The sequence below is a fragment of the Sphingomonas sp. IC-56 genome, assembly GCF_021043375.1.
Classification (GTDB): Bacteria; Pseudomonadota; Alphaproteobacteria; order Sphingomonadales; family Sphingomonadaceae; genus Sphingomonas.
Genome location: NZ_JAJNDV010000008.1, coordinates 87099 through 109246 on the forward strand (window position 1 = coordinate 87099; position 22148 = coordinate 109246).

The 22148-nt window shown below is 66.4% G+C and carries 25 protein-coding genes; 8 read left to right on the forward strand and 17 right to left on the reverse strand.

Going from position 1 to position 22148, the window contains the following annotated elements; translation table 11 throughout:
* Positions 1 to 87 precede the first annotated feature (87 nt).
* The 7 genes from uvrC to LQ953_RS12000 form a co-directional block, all read right to left on the reverse strand.
* Positions 88 to 2010 (reverse strand): excinuclease ABC subunit UvrC, encoded by a 1923-nt coding sequence (gene uvrC, locus LQ953_RS11970; protein WP_231031137.1) that lies wholly within the window; start codon positions 2008 to 2010, stop codon positions 88 to 90.
* A gap of 34 nt (positions 2011 to 2044) precedes the next feature.
* Positions 2045 to 2248 (reverse strand): hypothetical protein, encoded by a 204-nt coding sequence (locus tag LQ953_RS11975; protein ID WP_231031138.1) that lies wholly within the window; start codon positions 2246 to 2248, stop codon positions 2045 to 2047.
* A 96-nt stretch (positions 2249 to 2344) separates the two neighbouring features.
* Positions 2345 to 2989: a F0F1 ATP synthase subunit B family protein gene (locus LQ953_RS11980; RefSeq protein WP_231031139.1), complete on the reverse strand. Its 645-nt coding sequence runs from the start codon at positions 2987 to 2989 to the stop codon at positions 2345 to 2347.
* The gene (locus tag LQ953_RS11985) at positions 2982 to 3473 is read right to left on the reverse strand and encodes a F0F1 ATP synthase subunit B family protein (RefSeq protein ID WP_231031140.1); all 492 of its coding nucleotides are present in this window, start codon (positions 3471 to 3473) and stop codon (positions 2982 to 2984) included. The genes LQ953_RS11980 and LQ953_RS11985 overlap by 8 nt, the downstream gene beginning before the upstream one ends.
* A 50-nt stretch (positions 3474 to 3523) precedes the next feature.
* Positions 3524 to 3751: a F0F1 ATP synthase subunit C gene (locus LQ953_RS11990; protein ID WP_033922931.1), complete on the reverse strand. Its 228-nt coding sequence runs from the start codon at positions 3749 to 3751 to the stop codon at positions 3524 to 3526.
* Between the two features lie 46 nt (positions 3752 to 3797).
* Positions 3798 to 4559: a F0F1 ATP synthase subunit A gene (locus LQ953_RS11995; RefSeq protein WP_231031141.1), complete on the reverse strand. Its 762-nt coding sequence runs from the start codon at positions 4557 to 4559 to the stop codon at positions 3798 to 3800.
* Positions 4560 to 4634: 75 nt separating this feature from the next.
* Positions 4635 to 4952: an AtpZ/AtpI family protein gene (locus LQ953_RS12000; protein WP_231031142.1), complete on the reverse strand. Its 318-nt coding sequence runs from the start codon at positions 4950 to 4952 to the stop codon at positions 4635 to 4637.
* Between the two features lie 192 nt (positions 4953 to 5144).
* Here LQ953_RS12000 and radC point away from each other — a divergent pair, with 192 nt between their 5' ends.
* Positions 5145 to 5828, forward strand: a complete 684-nt coding sequence (radC, locus tag LQ953_RS12005) for a RadC family protein (protein ID WP_231031229.1) — start codon at positions 5145 to 5147, stop codon at positions 5826 to 5828.
* A gap of 149 nt (positions 5829 to 5977) precedes the next feature.
* Here radC and LQ953_RS12010 read toward each other — a convergent pair whose 3' ends face one another.
* Complete coding sequence (locus tag LQ953_RS12010; RefSeq protein ID WP_231031143.1) at positions 5978 to 6292, reverse strand: hypothetical protein; 315 nt, start codon at positions 6290 to 6292, stop codon at positions 5978 to 5980.
* 193 nt (positions 6293 to 6485) lie between these two features.
* On the opposite strand from LQ953_RS12010, the gene purB reads away from it, so the two are divergent.
* Genes purB through LQ953_RS12025 form a run of 3 tightly spaced genes read left to right on the forward strand, consistent with a single transcriptional unit; the run spans position 6486 to position 10926 of the window.
* Positions 6486 to 7796 (forward strand): adenylosuccinate lyase, encoded by a 1311-nt coding sequence (gene purB, locus LQ953_RS12015; RefSeq protein WP_231031144.1) that lies wholly within the window; start codon positions 6486 to 6488, stop codon positions 7794 to 7796.
* Positions 7793 to 8350, forward strand: coding sequence for a biliverdin-producing heme oxygenase (locus tag LQ953_RS12020; protein WP_231031145.1), 558 nt, complete (start codon positions 7793 to 7795; stop codon positions 8348 to 8350). Before purB ends, LQ953_RS12020 begins: the two co-directional genes overlap by 4 nt.
* A gap of 2 nt (positions 8351 to 8352) precedes the next feature.
* A complete protein-coding gene (locus tag LQ953_RS12025) occupies positions 8353 to 10926 on the forward strand; it encodes an HWE histidine kinase domain-containing protein (RefSeq protein ID WP_231031146.1) in 2574 nt (857 codons plus the stop codon).
* 92 nt (positions 10927 to 11018) lie between these two features.
* Here the strand turns inward: LQ953_RS12025 and LQ953_RS12030 are convergent, their stop codons facing one another.
* The 3 genes from LQ953_RS12030 to dnaK all read right to left on the reverse strand — a co-directional run bounded on the left by LQ953_RS12030 (position 11019) and on the right by dnaK (position 14960).
* On the reverse strand, positions 11019 to 11540 hold the full coding sequence (locus LQ953_RS12030) for a hypothetical protein (protein WP_231031147.1): 522 nt from the start codon (positions 11538 to 11540) through the stop codon (positions 11019 to 11021).
* A 255-nt stretch (positions 11541 to 11795) separates the two neighbouring features.
* A complete protein-coding gene (dnaJ, locus tag LQ953_RS12035; RefSeq protein ID WP_231031148.1) occupies positions 11796 to 12914 on the reverse strand; it encodes a molecular chaperone DnaJ in 1119 nt (372 codons plus the stop codon).
* 135 nt (positions 12915 to 13049) lie between these two features.
* Positions 13050 to 14960, reverse strand: coding sequence for a molecular chaperone DnaK (gene dnaK / locus LQ953_RS12040; RefSeq protein ID WP_231031149.1), 1911 nt, complete (start codon positions 14958 to 14960; stop codon positions 13050 to 13052).
* A 163-nt stretch (positions 14961 to 15123) separates the two neighbouring features.
* Between dnaK and LQ953_RS12045 the strand changes: the two genes are divergently transcribed.
* Positions 15124 to 15561, forward strand: a complete 438-nt coding sequence (locus LQ953_RS12045; RefSeq protein ID WP_231031150.1) for a copper chaperone PCu(A)C — start codon at positions 15124 to 15126, stop codon at positions 15559 to 15561.
* Positions 15562 to 15564: 3 nt separating this feature from the next.
* Here LQ953_RS12045 and LQ953_RS12050 read toward each other — a convergent pair whose 3' ends face one another.
* The 3 genes from LQ953_RS12050 to LQ953_RS12060 are packed head-to-tail and all read right to left on the reverse strand — an operon-like array spanning position 15565 to position 16495.
* Positions 15565 to 15867 (reverse strand): hypothetical protein, encoded by a 303-nt coding sequence (locus tag LQ953_RS12050; protein WP_231031151.1) that lies wholly within the window; start codon positions 15865 to 15867, stop codon positions 15565 to 15567.
* 46 nt (positions 15868 to 15913) lie between these two features.
* Complete coding sequence (locus LQ953_RS12055; RefSeq protein WP_231031152.1) at positions 15914 to 16069, reverse strand: hypothetical protein; 156 nt, start codon at positions 16067 to 16069, stop codon at positions 15914 to 15916.
* 45 nt (positions 16070 to 16114) lie between these two features.
* On the reverse strand, positions 16115 to 16495 hold the full coding sequence (locus tag LQ953_RS12060; RefSeq protein ID WP_231031153.1) for a winged helix-turn-helix transcriptional regulator: 381 nt from the start codon (positions 16493 to 16495) through the stop codon (positions 16115 to 16117).
* A gap of 101 nt (positions 16496 to 16596) precedes the next feature.
* Between LQ953_RS12060 and LQ953_RS12065 the strand changes: the two genes are divergently transcribed.
* Both LQ953_RS12065 and LQ953_RS12070 read left to right on the forward strand, forming a co-directional pair.
* Positions 16597 to 17658, forward strand: a complete 1062-nt coding sequence (locus tag LQ953_RS12065; RefSeq protein WP_231031154.1) for an SDR family oxidoreductase — start codon at positions 16597 to 16599, stop codon at positions 17656 to 17658.
* Between the two features lie 40 nt (positions 17659 to 17698).
* Entirely contained in the window at positions 17699 to 18160 is a 462-nt protein-coding gene (locus tag LQ953_RS12070) for a vgr related protein (protein WP_231031155.1), read from the forward strand.
* On the opposite strand, the gene LQ953_RS12075 is transcribed toward LQ953_RS12070, so the two are convergent.
* The 3 genes from LQ953_RS12075 to LQ953_RS12080 form a co-directional block, all read right to left on the reverse strand.
* Positions 18157 to 19611 (reverse strand): hypothetical protein, encoded by a 1455-nt coding sequence (locus LQ953_RS12075; protein WP_231031156.1) that lies wholly within the window; start codon positions 19609 to 19611, stop codon positions 18157 to 18159. The two genes, LQ953_RS12070 and LQ953_RS12075, sit on opposite strands and share 4 nt — an antisense overlap.
* Positions 19612 to 19739: 128 nt before the next feature.
* Positions 19740 to 19874 (reverse strand): hypothetical protein, encoded by a 135-nt coding sequence (locus LQ953_RS16235; RefSeq protein WP_269141469.1) that lies wholly within the window; start codon positions 19872 to 19874, stop codon positions 19740 to 19742.
* A 71-nt stretch (positions 19875 to 19945) separates the two neighbouring features.
* On the reverse strand, positions 19946 to 20365 hold the full coding sequence (locus LQ953_RS12080) for a cupin domain-containing protein (protein ID WP_231031157.1): 420 nt from the start codon (positions 20363 to 20365) through the stop codon (positions 19946 to 19948).
* Positions 20366 to 20591: 226 nt separating this feature from the next.
* Here LQ953_RS12080 and LQ953_RS12085 point away from each other — a divergent pair, with 226 nt between their 5' ends.
* A complete protein-coding gene (locus tag LQ953_RS12085) occupies positions 20592 to 22106 on the forward strand; it encodes an alginate export family protein (RefSeq protein ID WP_231031158.1) in 1515 nt (504 codons plus the stop codon).
* Positions 22107 to 22148 lie beyond the last annotated feature (42 nt).

Below are 22148 nucleotides of genomic sequence, written 5' to 3' on the forward strand. Positions count from 1 at the left end.
CCCGACTATCGGGAACGGAAAGTAACGGCTCTCCTGCCCGACACAAGCCAAGTTGTTGTGCAGGCGCGATGCAGTGAAACGGAGCGGCTAACGGGCGTGGTAGAAGTCGTAGACTTGTTGCGCGACGGCGGCGGACACGCCGGGCGCCTTTTTCAGGTCTTCCAGGCTGGCGTTGCGCACGGCGCGGCCGGTGCCGAAGTGCATCAGCAGCGCCTTCTTGCGCGCCGGGCCGATCCCTGGAACCTCGTCCAGCGGCGAAGCACCGATCGCCTTGGCGCGCTTATCGCGGTGCGCGCCGATTGCGAAGCGGTGGACCTCGTCGCGCAGGCGCTGGAGGTAGAACAGCAGCGGCGAATTGACCGGCAACGTGAGTTCGCGCCCGTCCATCAGGTGAAACACCTCGCGCCCGTCGCGGCCATGGTGCGGGCCCTTGGCGACGCCGACTAGGCAGACATCCTCGATGCCGAGGTCCTCGAGCACACCCTTCACCGCATTGAGTTGCCCACGGCCGCCGTCGATCAGCACCAGATCAGGCCACTCGCCCTGCGTTCGATCCGGGTCCTCGCTCTGCGCACGCGCGAAGCGGCGGCCGAACACCTCGCGCATCATGCCGTAATCGTCGCCGGCGATGGTTTCGGGGCGCTTGATGTTGAACTTGCGATACTGGTTCTTGCGGAAGCCCTCGGGACCGGCGACCACCATGGCGCCCAGCGCATTGGTGCCCTGGATGTGGCTGTTGTCATAGACTTCGATGCGCTGGGGTGACTCGGGCAGATCGAACAGGTCCGCGACCTCGGCGAGCAGTTTTGCCTGGGTGGTGCTTTCGGCCAGACGACGGTCGAGCGCCTCGACGGCGTTGCGCTGCGCCTGTTCGAGCAGGCGGCGGCGGGGGCCCCGCTGCGGCACCCCAATCGCGACTCTGTGCCCCGACCGCTCCGCCAGCGCCTCGGACAGGAGCTTGGCTTCTTCCAAATTGCGGTCGACGAAGATCGTCTTGGGCGGCGGCACTTCCTCATAGAACTGCATCAGGAACTGGGTGAGCACTTCGTCCTCGGGCACTTCGTTGGTGTGCGCGGGAAAGAAGCTGCGATGCCCCCAATTTTGGCCGCCGCGGATGAAGAAGGCCTGGATGCCCATCGTGCCGGACTTGCAGGCGAGCGCGAAGATGTCGACGTCGCCCACGCCTTCGGCGTTGATCGCCTGGCTGCCCTGGATGAAGGTCAGCGCCTTCAGCCGGTCGCGCAGGATCGCGGCCAGTTCGAAATCGAGATTCTCCGCCGCGGCCTGCATCTGCTCGCCGAGCTTAGCCTGGACCTGGGTCTTCTTGCCCTGGAGGAAGTTGCGCGCGTCGCCGACCAGCTCGGCATAGCCTTCGGTGTCGATCCGCCCTACGCACGGCGCCGAGCAGCGGCGGATCTGGTACAGCAGGCACGGCCGGTCGCGGGTGGCGAAGAAGCTGTCAGTGCACGAGCGCAGCAGGAACAGCTTCTGGAGCGCGTTGAGCGTCTGCCGCACCTGCCCCGCCCCGGCGAACGGGCCGAAATAATCGCCCTTGTAGCGCCGCGCACCACGGTGCAGCTGGACGCGGGCGAAGTCGTGATCCTGGCGCAGCAGGATGAACGGGAACGACTTATCGTCGCGCAGCAGGACGTTGTACGGTGGGCGATAGCGCTTGATCAGCTGCGCTTCGAGCAGCAGCGCCTCGGCCTCGTTGTTGGTGGTGACGATGGTCATCGACCGCGTCTGCGCCACCATGCGCTGAAGCCGCTTCGACAGGCGGGTGACCTGGGTATAGTTGGTGACGCGATTCTTCAGCGCCCGCGCCTTGCCGACATACAGCACGTCGCCGCGCGCATCCTGCATGCGGTACACGCCCGGGCGGATGGGCAGCGTCTGTAGCACGTTGCGGATTGCTGCGACGCCGGCCTCCAGGTCGGGCGTTTCCGCGCCGCGAACTGTATAGGTCGCGGTTTCCTCGTTGAATCGATTGGGGGAATTGGGGTCCGACATTGCCAGCCGATCTAGGGAGTCGTGCGCCGCCGCGCTACTTCTGCGCGGCCGCGTTTTCCATGCGCTGCGCCTCGGCTTCGATCTGGTTCATCATTTCCTGCGCGCGCAGACCGATATCCTGGCGCTCACGCTGCTCCTTGGCTTGATGACGTAGCGCCAGGACAAGCACGGCCGCTGCGAGCACGAGCGTGACGATGCCGGCGATCTGGAGCCAGCGATAGCGAGGGTTCGGGGCCATGCGGCAGCCTTAGCCGCGCTTCGCCACGCCGTCATGAAAAATGCCGCCCCCCAGCATCCTGGAGAGCGGCATCTAAACCTTGCGAGACGGTCGAACTCAGTTGAGCCGGCCGAGCCCCGAAATGGTGTGGTCGACCAGCGAACGATCGGCCGCGGCATCGTGCTTCTGCGCGATGATCGCAGCAGCCGCCTTAGTCGCCGCATCGGCAGCCTTGGCGCGGATCGCGTCCACCGCGGCGCGCTCGGCCGCAGCAATCTTGTCCTCGGCCATCTTGGCGCGGCGGGCGGTCAGTTCGGCCGCGTCGGCCTCTGCCTTCGCCAGCACGCCCTTTGCTTCTTCCTCGGCATGGGCGATCATCGCCTGTGCCTCGGTTTCGATCGATGCGATCTTGCGGGCATATTCGTCGCGAAGCGCTTCGGCTTCGGCACGAAGCTGCTTGGCCTCGTCCAGGCGCGAGCGGATCGCCGCGATCTGCCCGTCGAGCCCGCGGGCGATCGCCGCCGGCACGCGCTTGAACACCAGCACCGCCAGGAAGACTGCCATGGCGATCGACACCCAGACGGTAGCGTCCAGTCCGAACACCGACGGATCGGGATGGTGCGTGCCGGTCGGGCCGACGCCGCCTTCCTCGGTGGAAAGCGCATGCTCGCCGGTATCGCGCAGCGGCATGCCCTCGCCGTGACGCGCGGCGGTCAGATTGTTGTCGGCAGCTTCGCCGCCTTGGACCTGTGCCTCAGCCATGGAGCACCGCCTTCACTGCATTCTCGGCCTCGAGCGCCGAAACCTCCGTACCCGACAGGCGTGCGACGATGTCGCGTGCCGCGTCGGCAGCCACGGCCTCGATCTCCGCAGTCGCGGCAAGCGTCGCGCTGGCGATGCGAGCCTCGGCTGCGGCGATGTTGGCATCCTGCGCAGCGCCGGCGGCCTTGAGCCGCGTTTCGGCAGCCGCAGCACCCTGTGCCCGTGCTTCCGCAACGCGCTTGGTCGCCGCTTCACGCGCCGCGTTCTCACGCGTCCGCCACTGCTCTTCGGCCGTATCAGCAGCCGTGCGTGCGGCTTCCGCCGCCGCCAGGTCGCTGGTCACGGTCTGGTCGCGCTGGTCGACGGTGGAAAGCACCCGGGGCAACATGCCCAGGCCGACCACGAAGAAGACGAAGCCGAACGCCAGCAGCGTCCAGAAGATCTGGGACGCGTAGGTATCGGCGATCTGTTCTATCTGAGGCATTGCAATCCCATGCCGAAAACGGGCCGGCGCTTAAGGCCGGCCCGGAACCGTTAGGCGACGAAGATCAGCAGCACTGCAACGACGAACGCGAGCAGGCCGAGAAGCTCGGCGGCCGCGAAGCCGATGAACATGTTGCCCTGCTGGCTGGCAGCGGCACCCGGGTTGCGCAGTGCGCCCTGCAGGTAAGCCGAGAAGACGTTGCCCACGCCCAGCGCGGCCAGGCCGGCGCCGATTGCTGCAAGGCCAGCGCCGAGGAGCTTGATCGAGTCTGCGTCCATTTAAGATACTCCCTAGAAAAGTTCGAAGTGGGTCAGGAAAAGCGGATCAATGATGGTCGTGCAGGTGCACGGCATCGTTGATGTAGAGCGAGGTCAGCAGCGCGAAGACATAGGCCTGCACGCCAGCCACCAGCATTTCGAGTGCCGACACACCGGCCATCAGCGCGAAGCTCGGCACGCCGACAAGGATGCCCAGGCCTGCACTGGTGTTGCCAGCGTTGATGATGAAGCCAGCCAGCACCTTCAGCAGGATGTGGCCCGCGGTCATCGCGACGAAGAGCCGCAGCGCCAGGCTGAACGGGCGCACCATGAACGAGACGAACTCGATCGGGGCCACGAGCAGCAGCACGGGGATCGGCGTCCCCTTCGGCGCGAACAGCGAGAAGAAGCGGAAGCCATGCTTGGCAAAGCCGACGACCAGCACAATCGCGAAGCTCAGGATCGCCAGCACGCCGGTGACGGTGAAGTGGCTGGTGACGGTGAAGGGGTGCACGCCGACAATGCCGAACGGCAGCAGGCCGAGCACGTTGGCGAACAGGATGAACATGAACAGCGAGAACACGTAGGGCGTGAACTTGCGTCCTTCCTTGCCGATATTCGCCTTGAGCAGGTTATCGATGAAGTTGGTGAAGGTCTCCACCATCAGCTGCCAGCGGCCCGGCACGATCGCGCGCTTCATGCCGCCCAGCATGAACACCCACAGCGCCACGGCTGCGACGCACATCCAAAGGGCCGAATTGGTGAACGCGATCTGGTGACCGGCCAGGTTGAAGCCGTCCCAGATGGTCTGCACCTCGAACTGGTGCATTGGATCGATCTTGCCGCCGCCTGCCGCCACGCTCGTTTACCCTCAAGCCCAGTTAGCCAAAGCGCCCGAAGGTTCTCACTTCGAGCGCTGGTTTGAAATCCGTATGATGTTCCTGAAAGCGCTGACTATTCCAAGGAACAGCAGCGTCAACAGGAGCCAAGGTGACGTGCCGAGCAGCCAATCGAGCGTATAGCCGATCACCGCCCCGCCGATCATGCCGCCGATCAGTTCGGCCAGCACCCGATTGCCCAGGCGATAATTGGCATCAGCCTCGCCCGTCGGTGCGCCGTTCCTGACCGCCTCTTCCGATTTTGCCCGCCTTAGCCGCTCGTCGAGCGACGTGATGCGTGCATCCTCCTGAAGGGGTTTCAGCCCGGGCTCTTCCTCTGCCATCCCGCCTTTCCTTCTCCGTTTCCGGTAGCCAGCCGCGATGTGCCGAGGGCGAACCCGCCAGGCACCGGCGCTTTAGGAAGGGCCGCCGGGCGAGTCAACCTTTGCAACAATTCGGTAAGGCATCGTTCATCTGCGCACGCGGCGTGCAAGTCACGGCATGACGAACCGATTTTCGTGGCTATAGTCGCGGCCATGGCAGGGGAGCCCACCGACAATAGCGGTCATCGCGCACGGCTGCGGCAGCGCTTGTTCGAGGGCGGGCCCGACGCGCTGCTCGACCATGAACTGATCGAGTATCTGCTGGCCCTGGCTATCCCGCGCCGCGATACCAAGCCGCTCGCCAAGGCGCTGCTGCACGAGTTCGGCGGGATCGCCGGACTGCTCACCGCCGACGCCGAGGCGCTGGCGCGCGTGCCCGGCATGGGCGAGACCAGTGCGGCGGCGCTCAAGGCCGCGCACGCCGCGGCGCTCCGCCTGCTACGCAGCCAGGTAGCGGCGCGGCCGGTGCTCGCCAACCGGCAGGCACTGCTCGACTATCTGCGCGCCGACATGGCGCACCATGTGATCGAGCGGGTGCGCGTGCTGCACCTCAATTCCAAGAACATGCTGATCCGCGACGAACTGATGAACGAGGGCTCGGTCGACGAAGCGCCGGTCTATGTTCGCGAAGTTATCCGCCGCGCGATCGACCTAGGCTCGGCGGCAATCATCCTGGTCCACAACCACCCCTCGGGCGATCCCTCCCCCTCCCGCGCGGACATCGAGATTACGCGGGCCGTAGCCGAAGCGGGTAAGCGGCTGAACATCGTGGTGCATGACCATGTCATCCTCGGCAAGGAGGGGCATACCAGCCTAAGGGCGAAGGGGTTGATCTGAAGGGCGCCCGGGGCACTATCCGCAATCGTTCCCCGGCGAAGGCCGGGGCCCAGCTTCGGGATGCCATCGGGCCGCAACCCGCCGTCTCGGCCGGCTCGCAACTGGGCCCCGGCCTTCGCCGGGGAACTGTTTAGTACCCTAGGTGCCGTTCACCCCTTCGGGCGGTTGCGGTCCTTCTTGCGGGTCGCGTCCGGCGTTGCGGTCGGCGTCGCCCCCGGCGTAGGCTGTGCCGTCTGCGCGGCGGGAGCAGGCGTTGCCGTCGGCGCCGGCGCTCGCACAGCCTCGGCCGGATCGCCGGGAGGTGCGTCGTCGGTCATCGCCGCGGGATCGGCCTCTGGCTGTGGCGGTTGCGGCGCCGTCGGTGCGTGGCTTTCCGGATGCGTCGTGTTCGGTGTCGGGGTTTGCTGCGCCAGCGCCGGCATAGCCACCATCAGCGTCCCGGATACGAGCAATGCCTTCAGCATCATCTGCTCTCCTTTTATGCATTTCGGACGCGCCATCGGGGGGCGGCACGGAAATACCTGCACAACAAGGAATGCACCGCCGCGCGAGGGGTTCCCTCCCCTGCGTTTGCGGCCCCCTTCCCTCCCTGCTAGAGGGCCGCCGTCCCATTCCGTCGAGCCCCGCGCGCCCGACGCCCGAGCCAGAAGGAAAGCCATGGTCCCCCGTTATGCCCGCGCCGAGATGACGGCGATCTGGTCCCCCGAAGCACGCTTCGCCATCTGGTTCGAGATCGAGGCGCACGCGACCGAGGCACTGGGCGAGCTGGGCGTGGTGCCCAAGTCGGCGGCCAAGGCGCTTTGGGACTGGTGGGCGACCAAGCCCGTCATCGACGTCGCCGCGATCGACGCGATCGAGGCGGTCACCAAGCATGACGTTATCGCCTTCCTCACCTGGGTCGCTGAACAGGTGGGTGACGAAGCCCGCTTCATGCATCAGGGCATGACCAGCTCCGACGTGCTCGACACCTGCCTGTCGGTGCAGCTTGCCCGCGCCAGCGACATCCTGCTCGCCGATCTCGACCAGCTGCTCGAAACGCTCAAGCGCCGCGCGTTCGAGCACAAGCTGACCCCGACCATCGGCCGCAGCCACGGCATTCATGCCGAGCCGGTGACCTTTGGCCTCAAGCTTGCCGAGGCCTATGCCGAGTTCAAGCGCAACCGCGAGCGCCTGGTCGCCGCGCGTGCCGACATCGCCACCTGCGCCATTTCCGGCGCGGTCGGCACCTTCGCCAATATCGATCCCCGCGTCGAAGCGCATGTCGCGCAGAAGCTCGGCCTCGCCATCGAACCGGTTTCGACTCAGGTCATCCCGCGCGACCGCCATGCAATGTTCTTTGCGACGCTCGGCGTGATCGCCTCTTCGATCGAGCGCCTGGCCGTCGAGGTCCGCCACTTGCAGCGCACCGAAGTGCTGGAAGCCGAGGAGTATTTCTCGCCCGGCCAGAAGGGGTCGTCGGCGATGCCGCACAAGCGCAATCCGGTGCTGACTGAAAACCTGACGGGCCTCGCGCGCATGGTGCGCAGTGCCGCGATTCCGGCGATGGAGAATGTGGCGCTGTGGCATGAGCGCGACATCAGCCACTCCTCGGTCGAGCGGTATATCGGCCCCGACGCGACGATCACGCTCGATTTCGCGCTCGCGCGGCTCAACGGCGTGATGGACAAGCTGCTGGTCTACCCCAAGCGCATGCAGAAGAACCTCGACCGCATGGGCGGCCTGGTCCACTCGCAGCGCGTGCTCCTGGCGCTGACCCAGGCCGGGGTAAGCCGCGAAGACAGCTATCGCCTGGTCCAGCGCAACGCCATGAAGGTGTGGGAGAGCGACGGCGAGCTGTCGCTGCTCGAACTGCTCAAGGCGGATCCTGAAGTCACCGCCGCGCTGTCTGCGGAGGAACTCGAGGACAAGTTCGACTTGGGCTACCACTTCGCGCAGGTCGACACGATCTTCGCGCGCGTGTTCGGGTGAACCCCAGTCACAAGGCGCTGCGCGAGGGTACGCGGGAAGACCATGAGCGAGTCGACGCGGCCTTTGCCGCGTTCGACCTCGCCGACCGCAGGCACTATGCCGCGTTCCTGCACGCCCATGCCGAGGTCCTGCTGCCGCTGGAGGCCGCGCTCGACGCCGCTGGCGCCGAGCAGATCACGCCCGATTGGCCGACGCGCAGGCGTGGCGCGCAGATTCGCGAAGACCTCGCCTTCCTGCGCGACGTGGCGGTGGAGGCCCCGCAGGCAGAACCCGTCCAGTGGCAGCTGGATACGCCCGAAGCCGTCGCCGGCGCGCTTTATGTACTTGAAGGATCGAGGCTAGGCGGCAAGTTCCTTGCGCGACAATTGCCGGCCGACTTTCCCCGCGCGTATCTTGCTTCAGATCAAGCGGCTGAGAAATGGCGCAATTTGCTGGATCACATAGATATGATCCTGTACGAGCCTGCCCCATTGCAGTCCGCCCTTGCTGCCGCGCGCCACGCCTTTGCAGCCTTTGAGCGTTCCGCGGTGCGTTGGGTGCAAGTCAAGGACTGAGAGTGGCCGATCAGGAACGTGAATTCGACGTCGATCTGACCAATTGCGACCGTGAGCCGATCCACGAACTCGGCGCGATCCAGCCCTTCGGCTTCCTCCTGGCGCTGTCCACCGACTGGATGGTGCGCCGCGCCTCGGCCAATATCGACCAGTTCTTCGGAACCAGCGCCGAGGATCTGCTCGGCATGCCGGCGATCGAGCTGTTCGGCGAGCATGCGGTTCACACCATCCGCAATCGCCTGGCCATGCTCCGCGGCCCCGATGCGGTGGAACGCCTGTTTGCCGTCAAGCTTGTCGACGGGCGCCGCTTCGACTTCGCGCTCCACATGGTGGGCGACACGATCATCGTCGAAGGCGAAGCCACCAACGAGGAAAGCAGTACCGACGCGGGCTCGGCGATCCGCGCGATGATGGCGCGGCTGGACGCCACGCCCGACACCGCCGCCTTCTACCGCGAAGGCGCGCGCCAGGTGCGGGCACTGACCGGCTTCGACCGGGTCATGGTCTACCGCTTCGATCCCGACGGTTCGGGCGTCGTGGTGGCCGAAGCCGCTCGCTCGGGCATCGGCAGCTTCCTCGACCTGCGATATCCCGCCAGCGACATCCCCAAGCAGGCGCGCAAGCTCTATATCCGCACCCCCTTCCGCATCATCGCCGACGTGCATGCGGCGCCGGTGCCGATCCTGCCGCGGCTGGACGAAACCGGCGCACCGATCGACCTGTCGCTCTCGGTGTTGCGCTCGGTGTCGCCGATCCATATCGAATATCTCAAGAACATGGGCGTCGGCGCCTCCTTGTCGATCTCGATCATCGTCGAGGGTCAGCTCTGGGGCTTGTTCGCGTGCCACCATTACGGCCATCGCCGCCCGACCTTTGAGCGCCGCTCCATCGCCGAACTGTTTGGCCAGATGTTCGCGCTGAAGCTGGAAAGCCGTGAGCGCCGCGACCTCGCCAAGTTCGAAATCGCCGCGCGTGCCAGCAGCGACCGTTTGCTCGCCGCGGTAGCCGGCGACGCCACCCTGCTCGACAATCCCGAATGGCTCGCCGCCATGCTGCGCGAGACCGTGCCGTGCGACGGCATCGCGATCTGGATCAACGGCAAGTGCTCCTATACCGGGCTCACGCCCCCGGCGAGCGCCCTGCCTGTGCTGGTCCGCCGCCTCAACGCCATGGCCGCGGGCCGGATCTTCGCCACCGATCATCTTGCCGACACGCTGACATCGGCTGCCGACTATCAGGACGTCGCCGCCGGCGTCCTCGCTATCCCGATCTCGCGCTCCCCGCGCGACTATGTGATGCTCTTCCGCCAGGAAAAGGCGCGCACCGTCCGTTGGGCCGGCGATCCGCACAAGCCCGCGCAGCTCGGTCCCAACGGCGCGCGCCTCACGCCGCGCCAGAGCTTCGCGTTGTGGAGCCAGGAAGTCCGCGGCCGCTCCGAGCCTTTCACTGCGGTGGAAGTCCGCGTCGCCGAAATGCTGCGCGTCTCACTGATCGAGATCGTGCTGCGGCTGTCCGACGAGGCGCAGGAAGAACGCAAGCGCTCGTCCGAACGCCAGGAACTGCTGATCGCGGAACTCAACCACCGCGTCCGCAACATTCTCAGCCTGATCCGCGGCCTGGTCCGCCAGTCGCTTGATCCCGAGGCTGACACCCGCAACACCATCGCGCTTCTGGAAGGCCGCATCGAGAGCCTGGCGCGCGCACACGACCAGATCACGCAGGACAATTGGAGCGCCGCGCCGCTCGGCCGCCTGATCGAGACTGAGGCGGCCGCCTATCTCGCCGGCAAGAGCCAGCGCCTGAGCTGCGATGGCCCGCCCGTGCTGCTCGATCCCAACGCCTTTTCCACCATGGCGCTGGTCTTCCACGAGCTGATGACCAACTCCGCCAAATATGGCGCGCTGTCGGACAACGGCAACGTCCAGGTGAAGTGGCACATCACCGACGGCGGCGACCTGCGCATCAGCTGGCGCGAGCGGGGCGGTCCGGCGGTGCAGCCGCCCAAGCGCCAGGGCTTCGGCACCACCATCATCCAGCGCTCGATTCCCTATGATCTCGGCGGCACCGCCGATGTGCGTTATGTGCTGACGGGTCTGGAGGCCGACTTCTGCGTGCCCGCAGGCCACATCACGCTTGAGGAGCCGGGACGTCCCTCCGCTTCCGCCCCAGCCCGCGCCGTCCTGGCATCGGGAGAGGCCGCGCCCGTCGTCAAGCCGATCTCGGGCCTGGTACTACTGGTCGAGGATAGCCTGATCATCGCCATGGATGCCGAGGACATCCTGACTCGCCTTGGCGCCAGCCGCGTCGTCACCGCCGCAAGCAACAACCAGGCGCAGCGCGAGATTGCCGCCGAGCAGTTCGAACTCGCGGTGCTCGACGTCAATCTGGGCACGGAAACCAGCCTGCCGATCGCCGATACGCTGCGCGACCGCGGCATCCCCTATGTCTTCGCGACCGGTTATGGCGAGCAATTGCGCCTGCCCGAGGAGCATGAAGACGCGCTGGTGATCCAGAAGCCCTACACGCTGACCAGCCTGGGACAGGCAATCGCGCGGATGCTGCCGCCCGACGCCTGAACGCCAGCGCCGCGCCGCAGTAATCAGCCCGGCGCCGAGGCACCGGGCGAAGCAAACAGGGCCGAGGCTTTCCGCCCCGGCCCTGCTCCAACTCAATAAGCGGCTGCGCGCGCCTGGGTCGAGTTGTGGCCGCCATTGCGGTACAGCACTTCGCGGGCGCGATCGCCGTCGATGCCGGCGCCCTGCACGGTGACGACGACGCCGCCATCCTTCATGCGGCCGCCATAATAGTCGGCATCTTCATGGCTGACGCCGTGCTTGGTCAGCACTTCGTTGAACGTACCCGTCAGCGCGCCGACGCCAGCGCCGATCGCCATTGCCTCGGGCACTGCCGAAGCCGCGATCGCGCCAGCCGCTGCCAGCGGGCCGACGCCCGGGATCGCAAGCGCCGCGACGCCAAGGCCCGCGCCCAGTGCGCCGCCGCCCAGGATGCCGCGCAGCACGTTGCGGTGATGCTCGTCGGTGATCTCACCTTCGCCAGAGGTCGCGGTGGTGGTGCCGCCATGATGCGCAATGATCGAAAGATCGGTGTCCTGAACGCCCAGCGTCCGAAGCTCGGATACCGCGCGTTCCGCTTCCGCGTGCGAATCGAAGATTGCCGATGCGTGTACCATGAATGCTCCTCTTTGTTGCGCCGCTCTTCAGCGGTCTGCGGGTTCAACAAAGGGGGGACGGGCTCGTTCCTCCCGAACGAAATAGGACGGGACCGCCACCATCAGGCATCCAGTTCCCCGGCGAAGGCCGGGGCCCAGTTGCAATGTCGTCTGAGAGGATTGCCTGCCCTCACCACGTGCGCCGAAGCTAGGCCCCGGCCTCCGCCGGGGTACAGCCCACGCAAGCGCCGGAAGGCTTCAGCCCCGGCCAGAGCCTCAGCCCAACGCCGCCTTCAACTTGGCGAAGAACCCGGTAGATTCCGGGCACTCGTCCCCGGTCTCGGTCTCGCGGAACTCCTCCAGCAGCTCGCGCTGCCGCGCGGTAAGCTTGGTCGGCATTTCCACGGTCAGCTGCACCACCAGGTCGCCGCGCCCGCGGCCCTGGAGCACCGGCATGCCCACGCCGCGCTGGCGTACTTCGCGGCCCGACTGGGTGCCGGGCAGGATCTTCACGACGTGGCTCTCGCCGTCGAGCCCTGGCAGCGTGATCTCGCCGCCAAGCGCCGCAGTGGTGAAGCTGATCGGCGCGCGCGCATAGAGCGTGGTGCCCTCGCGATCGAAGATCGCGTGCTTCTTGACGTGGAGGAAGATGTACAGGTCGCCCGCCGGCGCCCCGCGTGCCCCCGCCTCACCTTCGCCGGTCAGGCGGATGCGCGTGCCTTCATCGACCCCGGGCGGCACGTTGATGCTCAGCGTCTTGGTCTTGTCGGTGCGTCCTTCGCCGCGGCAGTCGCGGCACGGATCGGCGATCACCTGGCCCGCGCCGTGACAGACCGGGCAGGTCCGCTCAACCATGAAGAAGCCCTGCTGCGCGCGCACCTTGCCATGGCCGTTGCACTGCTGGCAGGTCTTGGCCTGGGTGCCCGGCGTCGCGCCGGAGCCGGTGCAGGTGTCGCACAGCGCGGAAACGTCGACGGTGATCTCGGTGTTCTTGCCGTGGAACGCTTCTTCCAGCGTGATGTCCATGTCGTAGCGCAGGTCCGCGCCACGCAGGTTCGCGCGGCCACCGCCGCCACGACCGCCCATGAACTCGCCGAACACGCTCTCGAAAATATCGGAAAAGCCGCTGAAGTCCTGCGCGCCGTGCCCGCCGCCTGCGCCGCCCTGCTTGAACGCGGCATGGCCGAAGCGGTCGTACGCCGCGCGCTTCTGGGGATCCTTCAGGCAGTCATAGGCTTCGCTGATCGCCTTGAACTTGGCCTCGGAATCCGAGCATCCCGGGTTCTTGTCGGGATGATACTTCATCGCGAGCTTGCGGTAGGACGACTTGATCGTCCCCGCGTCGGCGGTGCGCTCGCACTGGAGCAGTTCGTAATAGTCGACTTCGGTGGTCATTCAAAAAGCCCTCTCCCCAGTTGAGGAGAGGATTGGGAGAGGGGCAGTCCGCCAGCGGCCCAAGCCACCACGGTCACCCCACTCCCCCTCTCCCCGGCCCTCTCCCCGCGAGCGGAAAGAGGGAGGGGTGTGTTTTTACGCCTTGTTGTCGTCCACCTCGGAGAACTCGGCATCGACGACTTCTTCGCCGCCCGCCTCGTTACCCGCAGCCGCGCCTGCATTCGGCGAGGCGTTCTCGGCCGACTGCTTCTCGTAGATCGCCTGCCCCAGCTTCATCGCCACCTGGGCGAGGTTCTGTGCCTTGGCCTGCATCTCGTCGGCGTCGCCGCCTTCGATCGCAGTCTTGGTCTCGGCGATCGCGGCCTCGATTTCGCCCTTCAGCGAAGCGTCGACCTTGTCGCCATTTTCCTGCAGCTGGCGCTCGGTGGTGTGCACCAGGCTCTCGGCGTTGTTCTTCGCCTCGGCCGCAGCGCGACGCTTCTTGTCCTCTTCGGCGAAGTTCTCGGCGTCGCGGACCATCTGCTCGATGTCGTTGTCGCTGAGGCCGCCCGAGGCCTGGATGCGGATCTGCTGCTCCTTGCCGGTGCCCTTGTCCTTGGCCGACACATTGACCAGGCCATTGGCGTCGATGTCGAAGGTCACTTCGATCTGCGGCACGCCGCGCGGCGCCGGCGGAATGCCGATCAGGTCGAACTGGCCCAGCATCTTGTTGTCGGCCGCCATTTCGCGCTCGCCCTGGAAGACGCGGATGGTCACTGCCTGCTGATTGTCGTCAGCGGTGGAGTAGACCTGCGACTTCTTGGTCGGGATCGTGGTGTTGCGGTCGATCATGCGGGTGAACACGCCACCCAGCGTCTCGATGCCCAGCGACAGCGGCGTCACGTCGAGCAGCAGCACGTCCTTGACGTCGCCCTGGAGCACGCCGGCCTGGATCGCGGCACCGATCGCCACGACTTCGTCCGGATTCACGCCGGTGTGCGGCTCCTTGCCGAAGAACGACTTCACGACGTCGCGCACCTTGGGCATGCGGGTCATGCCGCCGACCAGCACCACTTCGTCGATCGCGTCGGCCTTCAGGCCCGCATCGGCCAGCGCCTTGCGGCACGGCTCCAGCGTGCGCTGGATCAGGTCATCGACCAGACGCTCCAGCTCGGCGCGGCTGATCGACTTCACCAGGTGCTTCGGGCCATTGGCGTCGGCGGTGATGAAGGGCAGATTGACTTCGGTGGTCTGCGCCGAGGAAAGCTCGATCTTCGCCTTTTCGGCGGCTTCCTTCAGACGCTGCAGCGCCAGCTTGTCCTTGGTGAGGTCGATGCCCTCGGCCTTGCGGAACTCGTCGGCCAGATACTGGACGATCTTGGAGTCGAAGTCCTCGCCACCCAGGAAGGTGTCGCCGTTGGTCGCCTTCACTTCGAACACGCCGTCGCCGATTTCCAGCACCGAGATGTCGAACGTGCCGCCGCCAAGGTCATAGACTGCGATGGTCTTGTTGCTGTCCTTGTCGAGACCGTATGCCAGCGCAGCCGCGGTCGGCTCGTTGATGATGCGCAGCACTTCCAGGCCGGCGATCTTGCCGGCGTCCTTGGTCGCCTGACGCTGGGCGTCGTTGAAGTACGCCGGAACGGTGATCACCGCCTGGCTGACCGTCTCGCCGAGATACGATTCAGCGGTTTCCTTCATCTTCTGCAGGATGAAGGCGGAGATCTGCGATGGGCTATACTCTTCGCCGCCAGCCTTGACCCACGCGTCGCCGTTCGGGCCGCGCGCGATCGCGTACGGCACCAGCTCGGTGTCCTTCTTGGTCACCGGATCGTCGAAGCGGCGGCCGATCAGGCGCTTCACTGCGAAGATGGTGTTGTCGCCATTCGTCACTGCCTGGCGCTTTGCCGGCTGGCCGATCAGACGCTCGCCATCCTTGGCGAAGGCGACGATCGACGGGGTGGTACGCGCACCCTCTGCATTTTCGATGACCTTGGGCTTGCCGCCTTCCATTACGGCAACGCAGCTGTTGGTCGTGCCCAGATCGATACCGATTACTTTAGCCATGGTCCCTCAGTGGCCCCCAGTTCAAAAAGTTAAGCGCATGGCTCCTCGCGACCCTTTTTTAGGCGCCGCAGGGAACCGTTTCCGGGCAGGGATATAGGTGGCCCTGCGCTTGCCGCAAGAAGGACAAGATTCTACGACGCTTCCCGAATTGGGAGGACGGCGGATGCGAGGGATTTTGGGGATCGTTGCGGGGGCGCTGCTCTTGTCCGCCTGCCACCAGCAGCCCGCCGAGCCCGCGGTCGAGAAGGCCTGGGCTCGCCTGCCCGCGGTCTCCGGCAGGCCCGGCGCGGCCTATTTCACGCTGAAGGGCGGATCTCAGGCGGATAAGCTCGTCGGCATCGCCTCCCCCGCCGCCACTCGCGCTGAACTGCACGAAACGATGCAGCATGGCGGCATGAGCATGATGCAGCCGCTGCGCGAGGTCGCCCTGGACGCCGGCAAGACCGTCAACTTCGCGCCAGGCGGCCGGCACGTCATGCTGTTCGGTCTGTCGCCGAGCCTGAAGCCCGGCGCCCAAATCCCGCTGGTGCTAAGCCTCGCCAGCGGCAAGAAGCTGGAAGCCCAAGCCCAGCTCGTCGGCGCCGGCGACCCCCAGCCCTAGGCTTTAGTCGAACCGATTGTACGAAGGCGGATCGCTCGCCGGGAAGGACTCGTCCACCCCTTCGTCGACCTTGTCCCACACATCATCGGCGTCATGGTCGCGCATATGTTCGGGCCCCGCATCGCGGGTCTGGTCGAAGCTGCCCTTCACCGCACCCGGCTGCGCAAACGCCGCCGGCGTGACAGCGTCTTCTTCTTCCACCCGCCGCAAATAGCGGCCCAGCAGGAACGCGCCGGTCGCCACCGCGGCCACGCCGATCCACGCCCCGCTGCCGATGCTGCGCTTGCGATTGATCCCCGACATCATGCAATCACCCTCTTTTTATTCGTATACAAGAACGTATCCGCACCGACTATTTCGTCTGCTCGATCGCCGTCGCGGCGCCGCTGTCATGCTTCCGGGTGGCGAAGAAGACCACCAGCGCTGCCACGACGAACGCGACCAGAATGTAGGTGCCAAGCGCCGCCTTGGGCTTGTTCGAGGAAAGCTGCTTGTCTGGCTTGGGCATGATCGCTCCGGAACTGAGATGAAGGGCAAACGCCGCAAACGCCCGCTAGGTCCGCCGCGCCGTCGCGCGGCTGCCAAGCTGGTCGAGCGCATCGGCATTATCGCGGCCCCAGGCATAGAGCATCGCCACGGGCTCCACGAAACGCGTGCCCAGTTCGCTCAGGCGATACTCCACGGCCGGCGGCACCGCACTCTGCACATGGCGGGTGATCAGCCCCACTTCCTCCATTTCGCGCAGCGTCTGGGTCAGCATCTTCTTCGAGATTCCCGGCAGGCTGCGGTGGAGCACTCCCGTTCGCGCGGCGCCGCCATGCCGGACGTGCAGCGTGTGCAGCACCATGCTGGTCCATTTGGTCGCGAACAGCGCCAGCACACGCCGCGGCGCGCAATCCTCCCGCCACTCCTCATCGGCCGAGCCCGGCTGCATGACTGGTTACCTCCTGGTGCCTAGGTTCCTGTTTGGTGCCGTCTAGAAGCCGGGCCCGCCCCTGCCTAGCTCCCGCTTCGAACAAGCACGGGATCAAGAACATGGCAAAAACCGCACTGGTGGTCGGGGCAAGCGGCATTGTGGGCAGCGCGACCGCGGCGCTGCTGATCGAGCAAGGCTGGCGCGTGCACGGGCTCGCCCGTCGCCCGACGGCGCAGGAGGGCGTAGCGCCGGTTGCTGCGGACTTGCAGGACGCCACCGCCACGGCGCGAGCCCTCGAACATCTCAGCCCCGACGCGGTGTTCATCACCACCTGGCTGCGCCAGGACAGCGAGGCGGAGAATATCCGCGTCAACGCTGCGATGGTGCGCAACCTGCTCGATGCGCTGCCCAAGCCCACCGCCCCGCGCCATGTCGCGCTGGTTACCGGCCTCAAGCATTATCTCGGGCCGTTCGAAGCCTATGGCAAAGGCGTGCTGCCGCAGACGCCGTTCCGCGAGGAACAGGGCCGGCTCGATGTCGAGAACTTCTATTACGCGCAGGAGGACGAAGTCTTCGCGGCCGCCGAGCGCGACGGCTTCACCTGGAGCGTCCATCGCCCCCACACGGTGATCGGCAAGGCAGTCGGCAACGCCATGAACATGGGCACGACGCTTGCCGTTTATGCGACGCTCTGCCGCGAAACAGGACGCCCCTTCACCTTCCCGGGCTCTGCCGCGCAGTGGAGCGGACTGACCGACATGACCGATGCCGGTCAGCTTGCCCGCCAGCTGCTCTGGGCCACCGAAACCGAAGCGGCACACAACCAAGCGTTCAACATCGTCAACGGCGACGTTTTCCGCTGGCAGTGGATGTGGAGCCGCATTGCGGACTGGTTCGGCATCGAAGCGGCCCCGTTCGACGGTACGGCGCGCCCGCTTGAGCAGCAGATGGCGAACGACGCGGACACCTGGCGGCAGATCGCGCAGCGCGAGAAGCTGGCCGAGCCCGACCTCAACCGCCTGGCGTCACCCTGGCACACCGACGCCGATCTTGGCCGTCCGCTGGAAGTCGTCACCGACATGTCCAAGAGCCGGCGCCTGGGCTTCACTGCCTACCAACCGACCGACGACGCTTTCTTCGCGCTGTTCGAGCGGTTGCGGACGGATCGCCTGATCCCCTGACCGGCGTGACAAAGCGGGCCCGGCGCGGCATGTCATAGGCATGACCGCGTCGCGCCCACTCACGCCGGGGGAGACCCGGCTCGCCGCATCGGTGTTCGGCGAGGCCGTCGACTATGCGCAGGCGCGGGTCGCCAATCGCAAATGGGCGTTCTTCCAGCCGCGTAACACCACCATGGCCCCGCGCGGCACGATCCACTTTCACCCGCAAAGCGGCATCTATCATGAGGACTTCAGCCTTGCCCCCTTGGGAGTGCAGGGCCTGTTCGTGCACGAAATGGTGCATATCTGGCAGCATCAGTGCGGCATCTTCCTGCCGCTCAAGCGCCACCCTTTTTGCCGCTACGATTATGCGATCAAGCCCGGCCAGGCCTTTGCCCGCTACGGGCTCGAGCAACAGGCCGAGATCGTCCGCCACGCCTTCCTGCTGCGCCACCGCGCCATCATCCCGGGCGCGCCGCCGCTGAGCCAGTATGAAACGCTGCTGCCCTTTAAGCCTGCCTAGTCCTGGTTCGGTATCCGAACGTTGAAAGGCCGTGGCTGTACCGGGCGCGGCGTGACCGGCGCTGGGCGCACTTGCGGCACTGACGGAGTCGCATCGGGCTGAGCAGCGGGCGCGGGCGCGGGCTGAGGCGCACGCGGACGATCAGCGGGCGGGCGCGTGGGCGAGGGCCGGACCACCGGCGGCGTCACGCCACTGGGCGTTGCGGGTGCCGGTGTCCCGATCGGTGGACGCCGGTTCCAGCCGGGCCGCCCCTCCGGGCGCATGGGTCGCACTGGCCGCACGCCACTCAGCAACGTCGACTCGCCGGGTGCGACACCCGGCTGCGGCACAGGGCGAGGCCGGTTCCAGCCCGGCCGGTTGCTCCATGGGCGCGGCGGCCTCACGACTCCGGACGGCGCAGCAGCGGCAGGAGGCGCTGGGAGTGTACCCACCACCCCGCCCGGCCGCGTGCCGTTCCAACCCGGCCGCCGGGGACGATCCGGACGGCCCGATTCCGGAAGCCCTATCTCCGGGCGGCCCGCGCCCGGTGGCGGCGTCGTGATCACCGGCGGCAGGGCAGGAACCTGTGCGCCTGGGGCTCTAGGCCGGTCCGGGCGACCGGCTGAGGGCCGCGGACGATCCGGTCGGGTTGCGGGCCGGTCCGGGCGGGGGCGGACACCCTGGCGCGGCGGTTGGCCGGGCCGCGCATCGGGCCGCCGCCAGCGCGCGGGCGGTCTTCCCAGGAACCCGCCATCGCGCCATCGCCGAAAGCCATCGCCCAGGGCACGCCGACGCACGCGCTCATCGTTCAGCCGGTCGCGCCAGGTCCGCGCGGCCTGACTCTCGCGCTGCGCCCGCCACGCCGGCTGCGACAGGAAGCCCTGCTGCCACAGGTCGAGGAACCCGCCCATGTACAGGCTCGACTCGACCCATGCGCCACTGTCCACCGGCTCGCCCGCCCCGCTGCGCATCGCCCGCTTCAGCCGCTGCGCACGGTCCAGCAGCACCATCGCCTGCTCCAGCCGCGCCGTGCCTTCCAGTTCCGACAGCGCAGTGCCGTCCGCGTCATACGCCATCGCCAGATCGCCCGCTTCGAACGCGAAGCTTGCGCCGGGCTCGACGGCGAGGAACGGCGTGGCGCTGCGCGGCTCGAAATAATAGCTGCGCATGCCTTCGGCGGCTTCTTCGACGATAACCACGTGGCCGTCGCGCAACTGCCAGGCCCAGGGCTCGACATCCGCGAAGGTGAAGGCCGTGTCTGGCGGCGAGTCGCCGATCACATCCCAGAGCGCATCAGCCCGGTCGATCCAGGCATAATCCTCCGGCGCGCCTGCCCGTTCAGCCGGCGGCTCCTGGCTGGCGGCGGAAAAGATCCGGGTGTCCTGCGCCGCCACTGGCATCGCCACGCTCAGCGCGGCGCAGAGCGCCAGCGCCGCGGTCACGCCGCCCAACCCGTTCTTCCGCTCCGCCATCGACGCTCTCCCCAGCCTGCTGCACGCAGCATCCTGCTGGGGGCGTGAATGGCACATGACCAAATCCCGCGGAAGTCAGCCTGGGTCAGCCGCCGTCCGGCGCGTCAGCCGGACAGCGGTGCCTCGCGCTACTTGTGCCCGCCGCCGCCAGCATTCTGCTTGGAAGCGGTGCGGCTGTTATCCGCATCCTTTTCGTGCTGCTTCTCGCTACCGGCCTGCGTCTCGCGGCCGCTCTTGCCGTCGTGGTCGCCCTTCTCTGCCATGTCGCTCTCCTGCGTTAGTTTGCGCAGGAAAGAACCGGCGAAGCGGGCGCCCCGTTCCGGCGGTTCGTCGCTCAGTCGGCGCCGACCAGCTTCTTGGCCTTGTCCACGATCTTGTGGACCACCCCTTCTTCGGCCGCTTCGGCCTCTTCCTTGGTCTTGAACGCCACGCCTGCGGGCTCGGCCGGCGGCGCATAGATCGAGAAGAGCTTCAGGGGCCCATCACCCTTGTTGATGATGTTGTGCTTGGCGCCCTTGGGGATCACGATCACGCGGTTCTCGACCACTTTGGTGCGGCTGCCGTCCACCACCGCCTGGCCTTCGCCCGACACGAAGAAGGTCGTCTGGTCCGCAGGGTGCGTTTCCTCGCCGATCTCTTCGCCGGGCTGAAGGTGCATCAGCACGATCTGGATGTTATCGTCCAGATACACTTCCTTCTGGAAGAAGCTGTTCTTGCCAGCCGCCTCGATCAGGTCCTTGTTGAAAACCGCCATCTACATGCTCCCGTCGTCGCGGCTCCTAGAACCGGTGCGAGCAATCGGGGTTCCCTCGACCGCTCCATTCGAAGGCTCCAGGCCTTCCGCTACGTAGATTCACGAGGGGCAGGCCCGCGCGCTTCGTTCCGGCACCGTCCTATAATGTGCACAGGTCCGAGGGCCCAACGCATAGCCGAAGACCGGGCGCATCGCCCCAGGCGCTTCTTTCAACTGGATTTCTTGCATGCCTATCCTCCTTTCCAGCGCTCTATGCGCGCCGTTGCTTCTCTGCGCCGCAAGCGCGCCTGCGTTTGAAGAGCGCAAGGACAGCGACAAGCCTGCGCAGAACTTTCCGGAAAGCGCCTCGGCGAAGCCCGCAGTCGACACGCTGCGCCGCTTCCCCAACGAAGCGACAGGCGAAGGCACCACCACCGAAGGCTTCAACCAGCATCGCTGGGCCGAGGACTGGCGCGCTTACAAGGATCCGGTCAAGCGCGACGACGTCTTCGATCGCCTCAAATATCTCCCGCTCGCGGGCGACGGCGACGTGTACCTCACCCTCAGCGGCGAGGCTCGCGCCCGGTTCAACCATCTGACCAATCCGGGCCTGAACCGTGGGCCAGCACAGGACCAGGAGCTGCTGCGTCTGGTTGGCGGTGCCGACCTGCATCTTGGCAAGCATTTCCGCCTGTTCGGCGAGCTCGCCAGCGGTCAGATCACGGGCGAAAATATCGGCGTTCCCGCGACCAATCTGAAGAACGATCTGTTCGCCCAGCAATATTTCGCCGAAGCGACCGTCGACATCGGTCCTGCTGCGGTGGGCGTGCGCTATGGCCGACAGGAGTTCTCCGACGGTGCCGCACAGTTGGTCTCTCAGCGCGACAACAACAGCCTGGCCCTGGTTCTGAACGGCATTCGCGGCTGGGCGCGCACGTCAGACCTGCGCGCCGACGTGTTCGACCTGAAGTTCACCACGCTCGGCTCGGAAGGCCTGAGCGACGATCGCACCGATGACGGCCACCGCTTTTCGGGCGTCACCTTCGGCTATGCCCTGCCCAAGACGCTGTTCGGAAAGTCGAAGCTCTATTTCGACCCCTTTATTTGGCGCTTCCGGAGCTCAGGCCAGCGCTGGGGCGTCACCACGGCCACCGAAGTGCGCAACTATCTGGGCGCGCGGCTGTGGGGCAGCGCGGGCGACTATACGATCGACTGGACGGTGACGCACCAGAGCGGCGAGTTCGGCGATCGCGAGATCGATGCGACTCAGATTTTCATGGCGCAGAACGTGCTGCTCAGCAAATCCTCGGCGCTCAAGCCGCGCCTGGGCTTCCACTTCGACTATGGTACCGGCGGCAATGCCAACGGCACGGGCAAGCTCGGCACCGCCGCGGCGCCGTTCGGCAACACGATCTACTTCGCCTATACCACGGCGGTCGGCCCGACCAACCTGCGCATGATCGCGCCGACCTTCGCCTTCTCTCCGGCCAAGACGATCAAGGTTGCGACTGAATATAGCTGGGTGATGCGCGACGATTTGTCGCAGCCGGTGTATCGCGGCAGCGCAACGCCCTATGCCCGCACCGCCGACGTGGAGGGCCGCGACGTCGCCCAGCTGGCGCGGTTGCAGGTGGTGTGGACGCCCACCCGCCGCTTGTCCCTGACGGGACGCTACGAACACCTCTTCACCGGCGAAGTGTTCGAGCGCGCAGGCTATACGGACTATGACTTCTTGGCGCTCTGGGCGAACTGGCGCTTCTGACATCAAGTGGCGGGCCAAGTCGCCGCCCCGTAACGACTTGGC

Excerpts from the sequence above, each read along its gene's own strand:
- LQ953_RS12030 (WP_231031147.1), bottom strand. The coding sequence starts at position 11,540 with ATGGTACACGCATCGGCAATCTTCGATTCGCACGCGGAAGCGGAACGC.
- LQ953_RS12010 (WP_231031143.1), bottom strand. The coding sequence starts at position 6,292 with ATGCTGAAGGCATTGCTCGTATCCGGGACGCTGATGGTGGCTATGCCG.
- LQ953_RS12060 (WP_231031153.1), bottom strand. The coding sequence starts at position 16,495 with ATGCAGCCGGGCTCGGCCGATGAGGAGTGGCGGGAGGATTGCGCGCCG.
- LQ953_RS11990 (WP_033922931.1), bottom strand. The coding sequence starts at position 3,751 with ATGGACGCAGACTCGATCAAGCTCCTCGGCGCTGGCCTTGCAGCAATC.
- LQ953_RS11985 (WP_231031140.1), bottom strand. The coding sequence starts at position 3,473 with ATGCCTCAGATAGAACAGATCGCCGATACCTACGCGTCCCAGATCTTC.
- dnaK (WP_231031149.1), bottom strand. The coding sequence starts at position 14,960 with ATGGCTAAAGTAATCGGTATCGATCTGGGCACGACCAACAGCTGCGTT.
- LQ953_RS12050 (WP_231031151.1), bottom strand. The coding sequence starts at position 15,867 with ATGATGTCGGGGATCAATCGCAAGCGCAGCATCGGCAGCGGGGCGTGG.
- LQ953_RS12080 (WP_231031157.1), bottom strand. The coding sequence starts at position 20,365 with ATGGCGGTTTTCAACAAGGACCTGATCGAGGCGGCTGGCAAGAACAGC.
- LQ953_RS12070 (WP_231031155.1), top strand. The coding sequence starts at position 17,699 with ATGACCGCGTCGCGCCCACTCACGCCGGGGGAGACCCGGCTCGCCGCA.
- radC (WP_231031229.1), top strand. The coding sequence starts at position 5,145 with ATGGCAGGGGAGCCCACCGACAATAGCGGTCATCGCGCACGGCTGCGG.
- LQ953_RS12000 (WP_231031142.1), bottom strand. The coding sequence starts at position 4,952 with ATGGCAGAGGAAGAGCCCGGGCTGAAACCCCTTCAGGAGGATGCACGC.
- LQ953_RS11995 (WP_231031141.1), bottom strand. The coding sequence starts at position 4,559 with ATGCACCAGTTCGAGGTGCAGACCATCTGGGACGGCTTCAACCTGGCC.
- LQ953_RS12075 (WP_231031156.1), bottom strand. The coding sequence starts at position 19,611 with ATGGCGGAGCGGAAGAACGGGTTGGGCGGCGTGACCGCGGCGCTGGCG.
- LQ953_RS12085 (WP_231031158.1), top strand. The coding sequence starts at position 20,592 with ATGCCTATCCTCCTTTCCAGCGCTCTATGCGCGCCGTTGCTTCTCTGC.
- uvrC (WP_231031137.1), bottom strand. The coding sequence starts at position 2,010 with ATGTCGGACCCCAATTCCCCCAATCGATTCAACGAGGAAACCGCGACC.
- LQ953_RS11975 (WP_231031138.1), bottom strand. The coding sequence starts at position 2,248 with ATGGCCCCGAACCCTCGCTATCGCTGGCTCCAGATCGCCGGCATCGTC.
- LQ953_RS12065 (WP_231031154.1), top strand. The coding sequence starts at position 16,597 with ATGGCAAAAACCGCACTGGTGGTCGGGGCAAGCGGCATTGTGGGCAGC.
- purB (WP_231031144.1), top strand. The coding sequence starts at position 6,486 with ATGGTCCCCCGTTATGCCCGCGCCGAGATGACGGCGATCTGGTCCCCC.
- LQ953_RS11980 (WP_231031139.1), bottom strand. The coding sequence starts at position 2,989 with ATGGCTGAGGCACAGGTCCAAGGCGGCGAAGCTGCCGACAACAATCTG.
- LQ953_RS16235 (WP_269141469.1), bottom strand. The coding sequence starts at position 19,874 with ATGGCAGAGAAGGGCGACCACGACGGCAAGAGCGGCCGCGAGACGCAG.
- LQ953_RS12045 (WP_231031150.1), top strand. The coding sequence starts at position 15,124 with ATGCGAGGGATTTTGGGGATCGTTGCGGGGGCGCTGCTCTTGTCCGCC.
- dnaJ (WP_231031148.1), bottom strand. The coding sequence starts at position 12,914 with ATGACCACCGAAGTCGACTATTACGAACTGCTCCAGTGCGAGCGCACC.
- LQ953_RS12055 (WP_231031152.1), bottom strand. The coding sequence starts at position 16,069 with ATGCCCAAGCCAGACAAGCAGCTTTCCTCGAACAAGCCCAAGGCGGCG.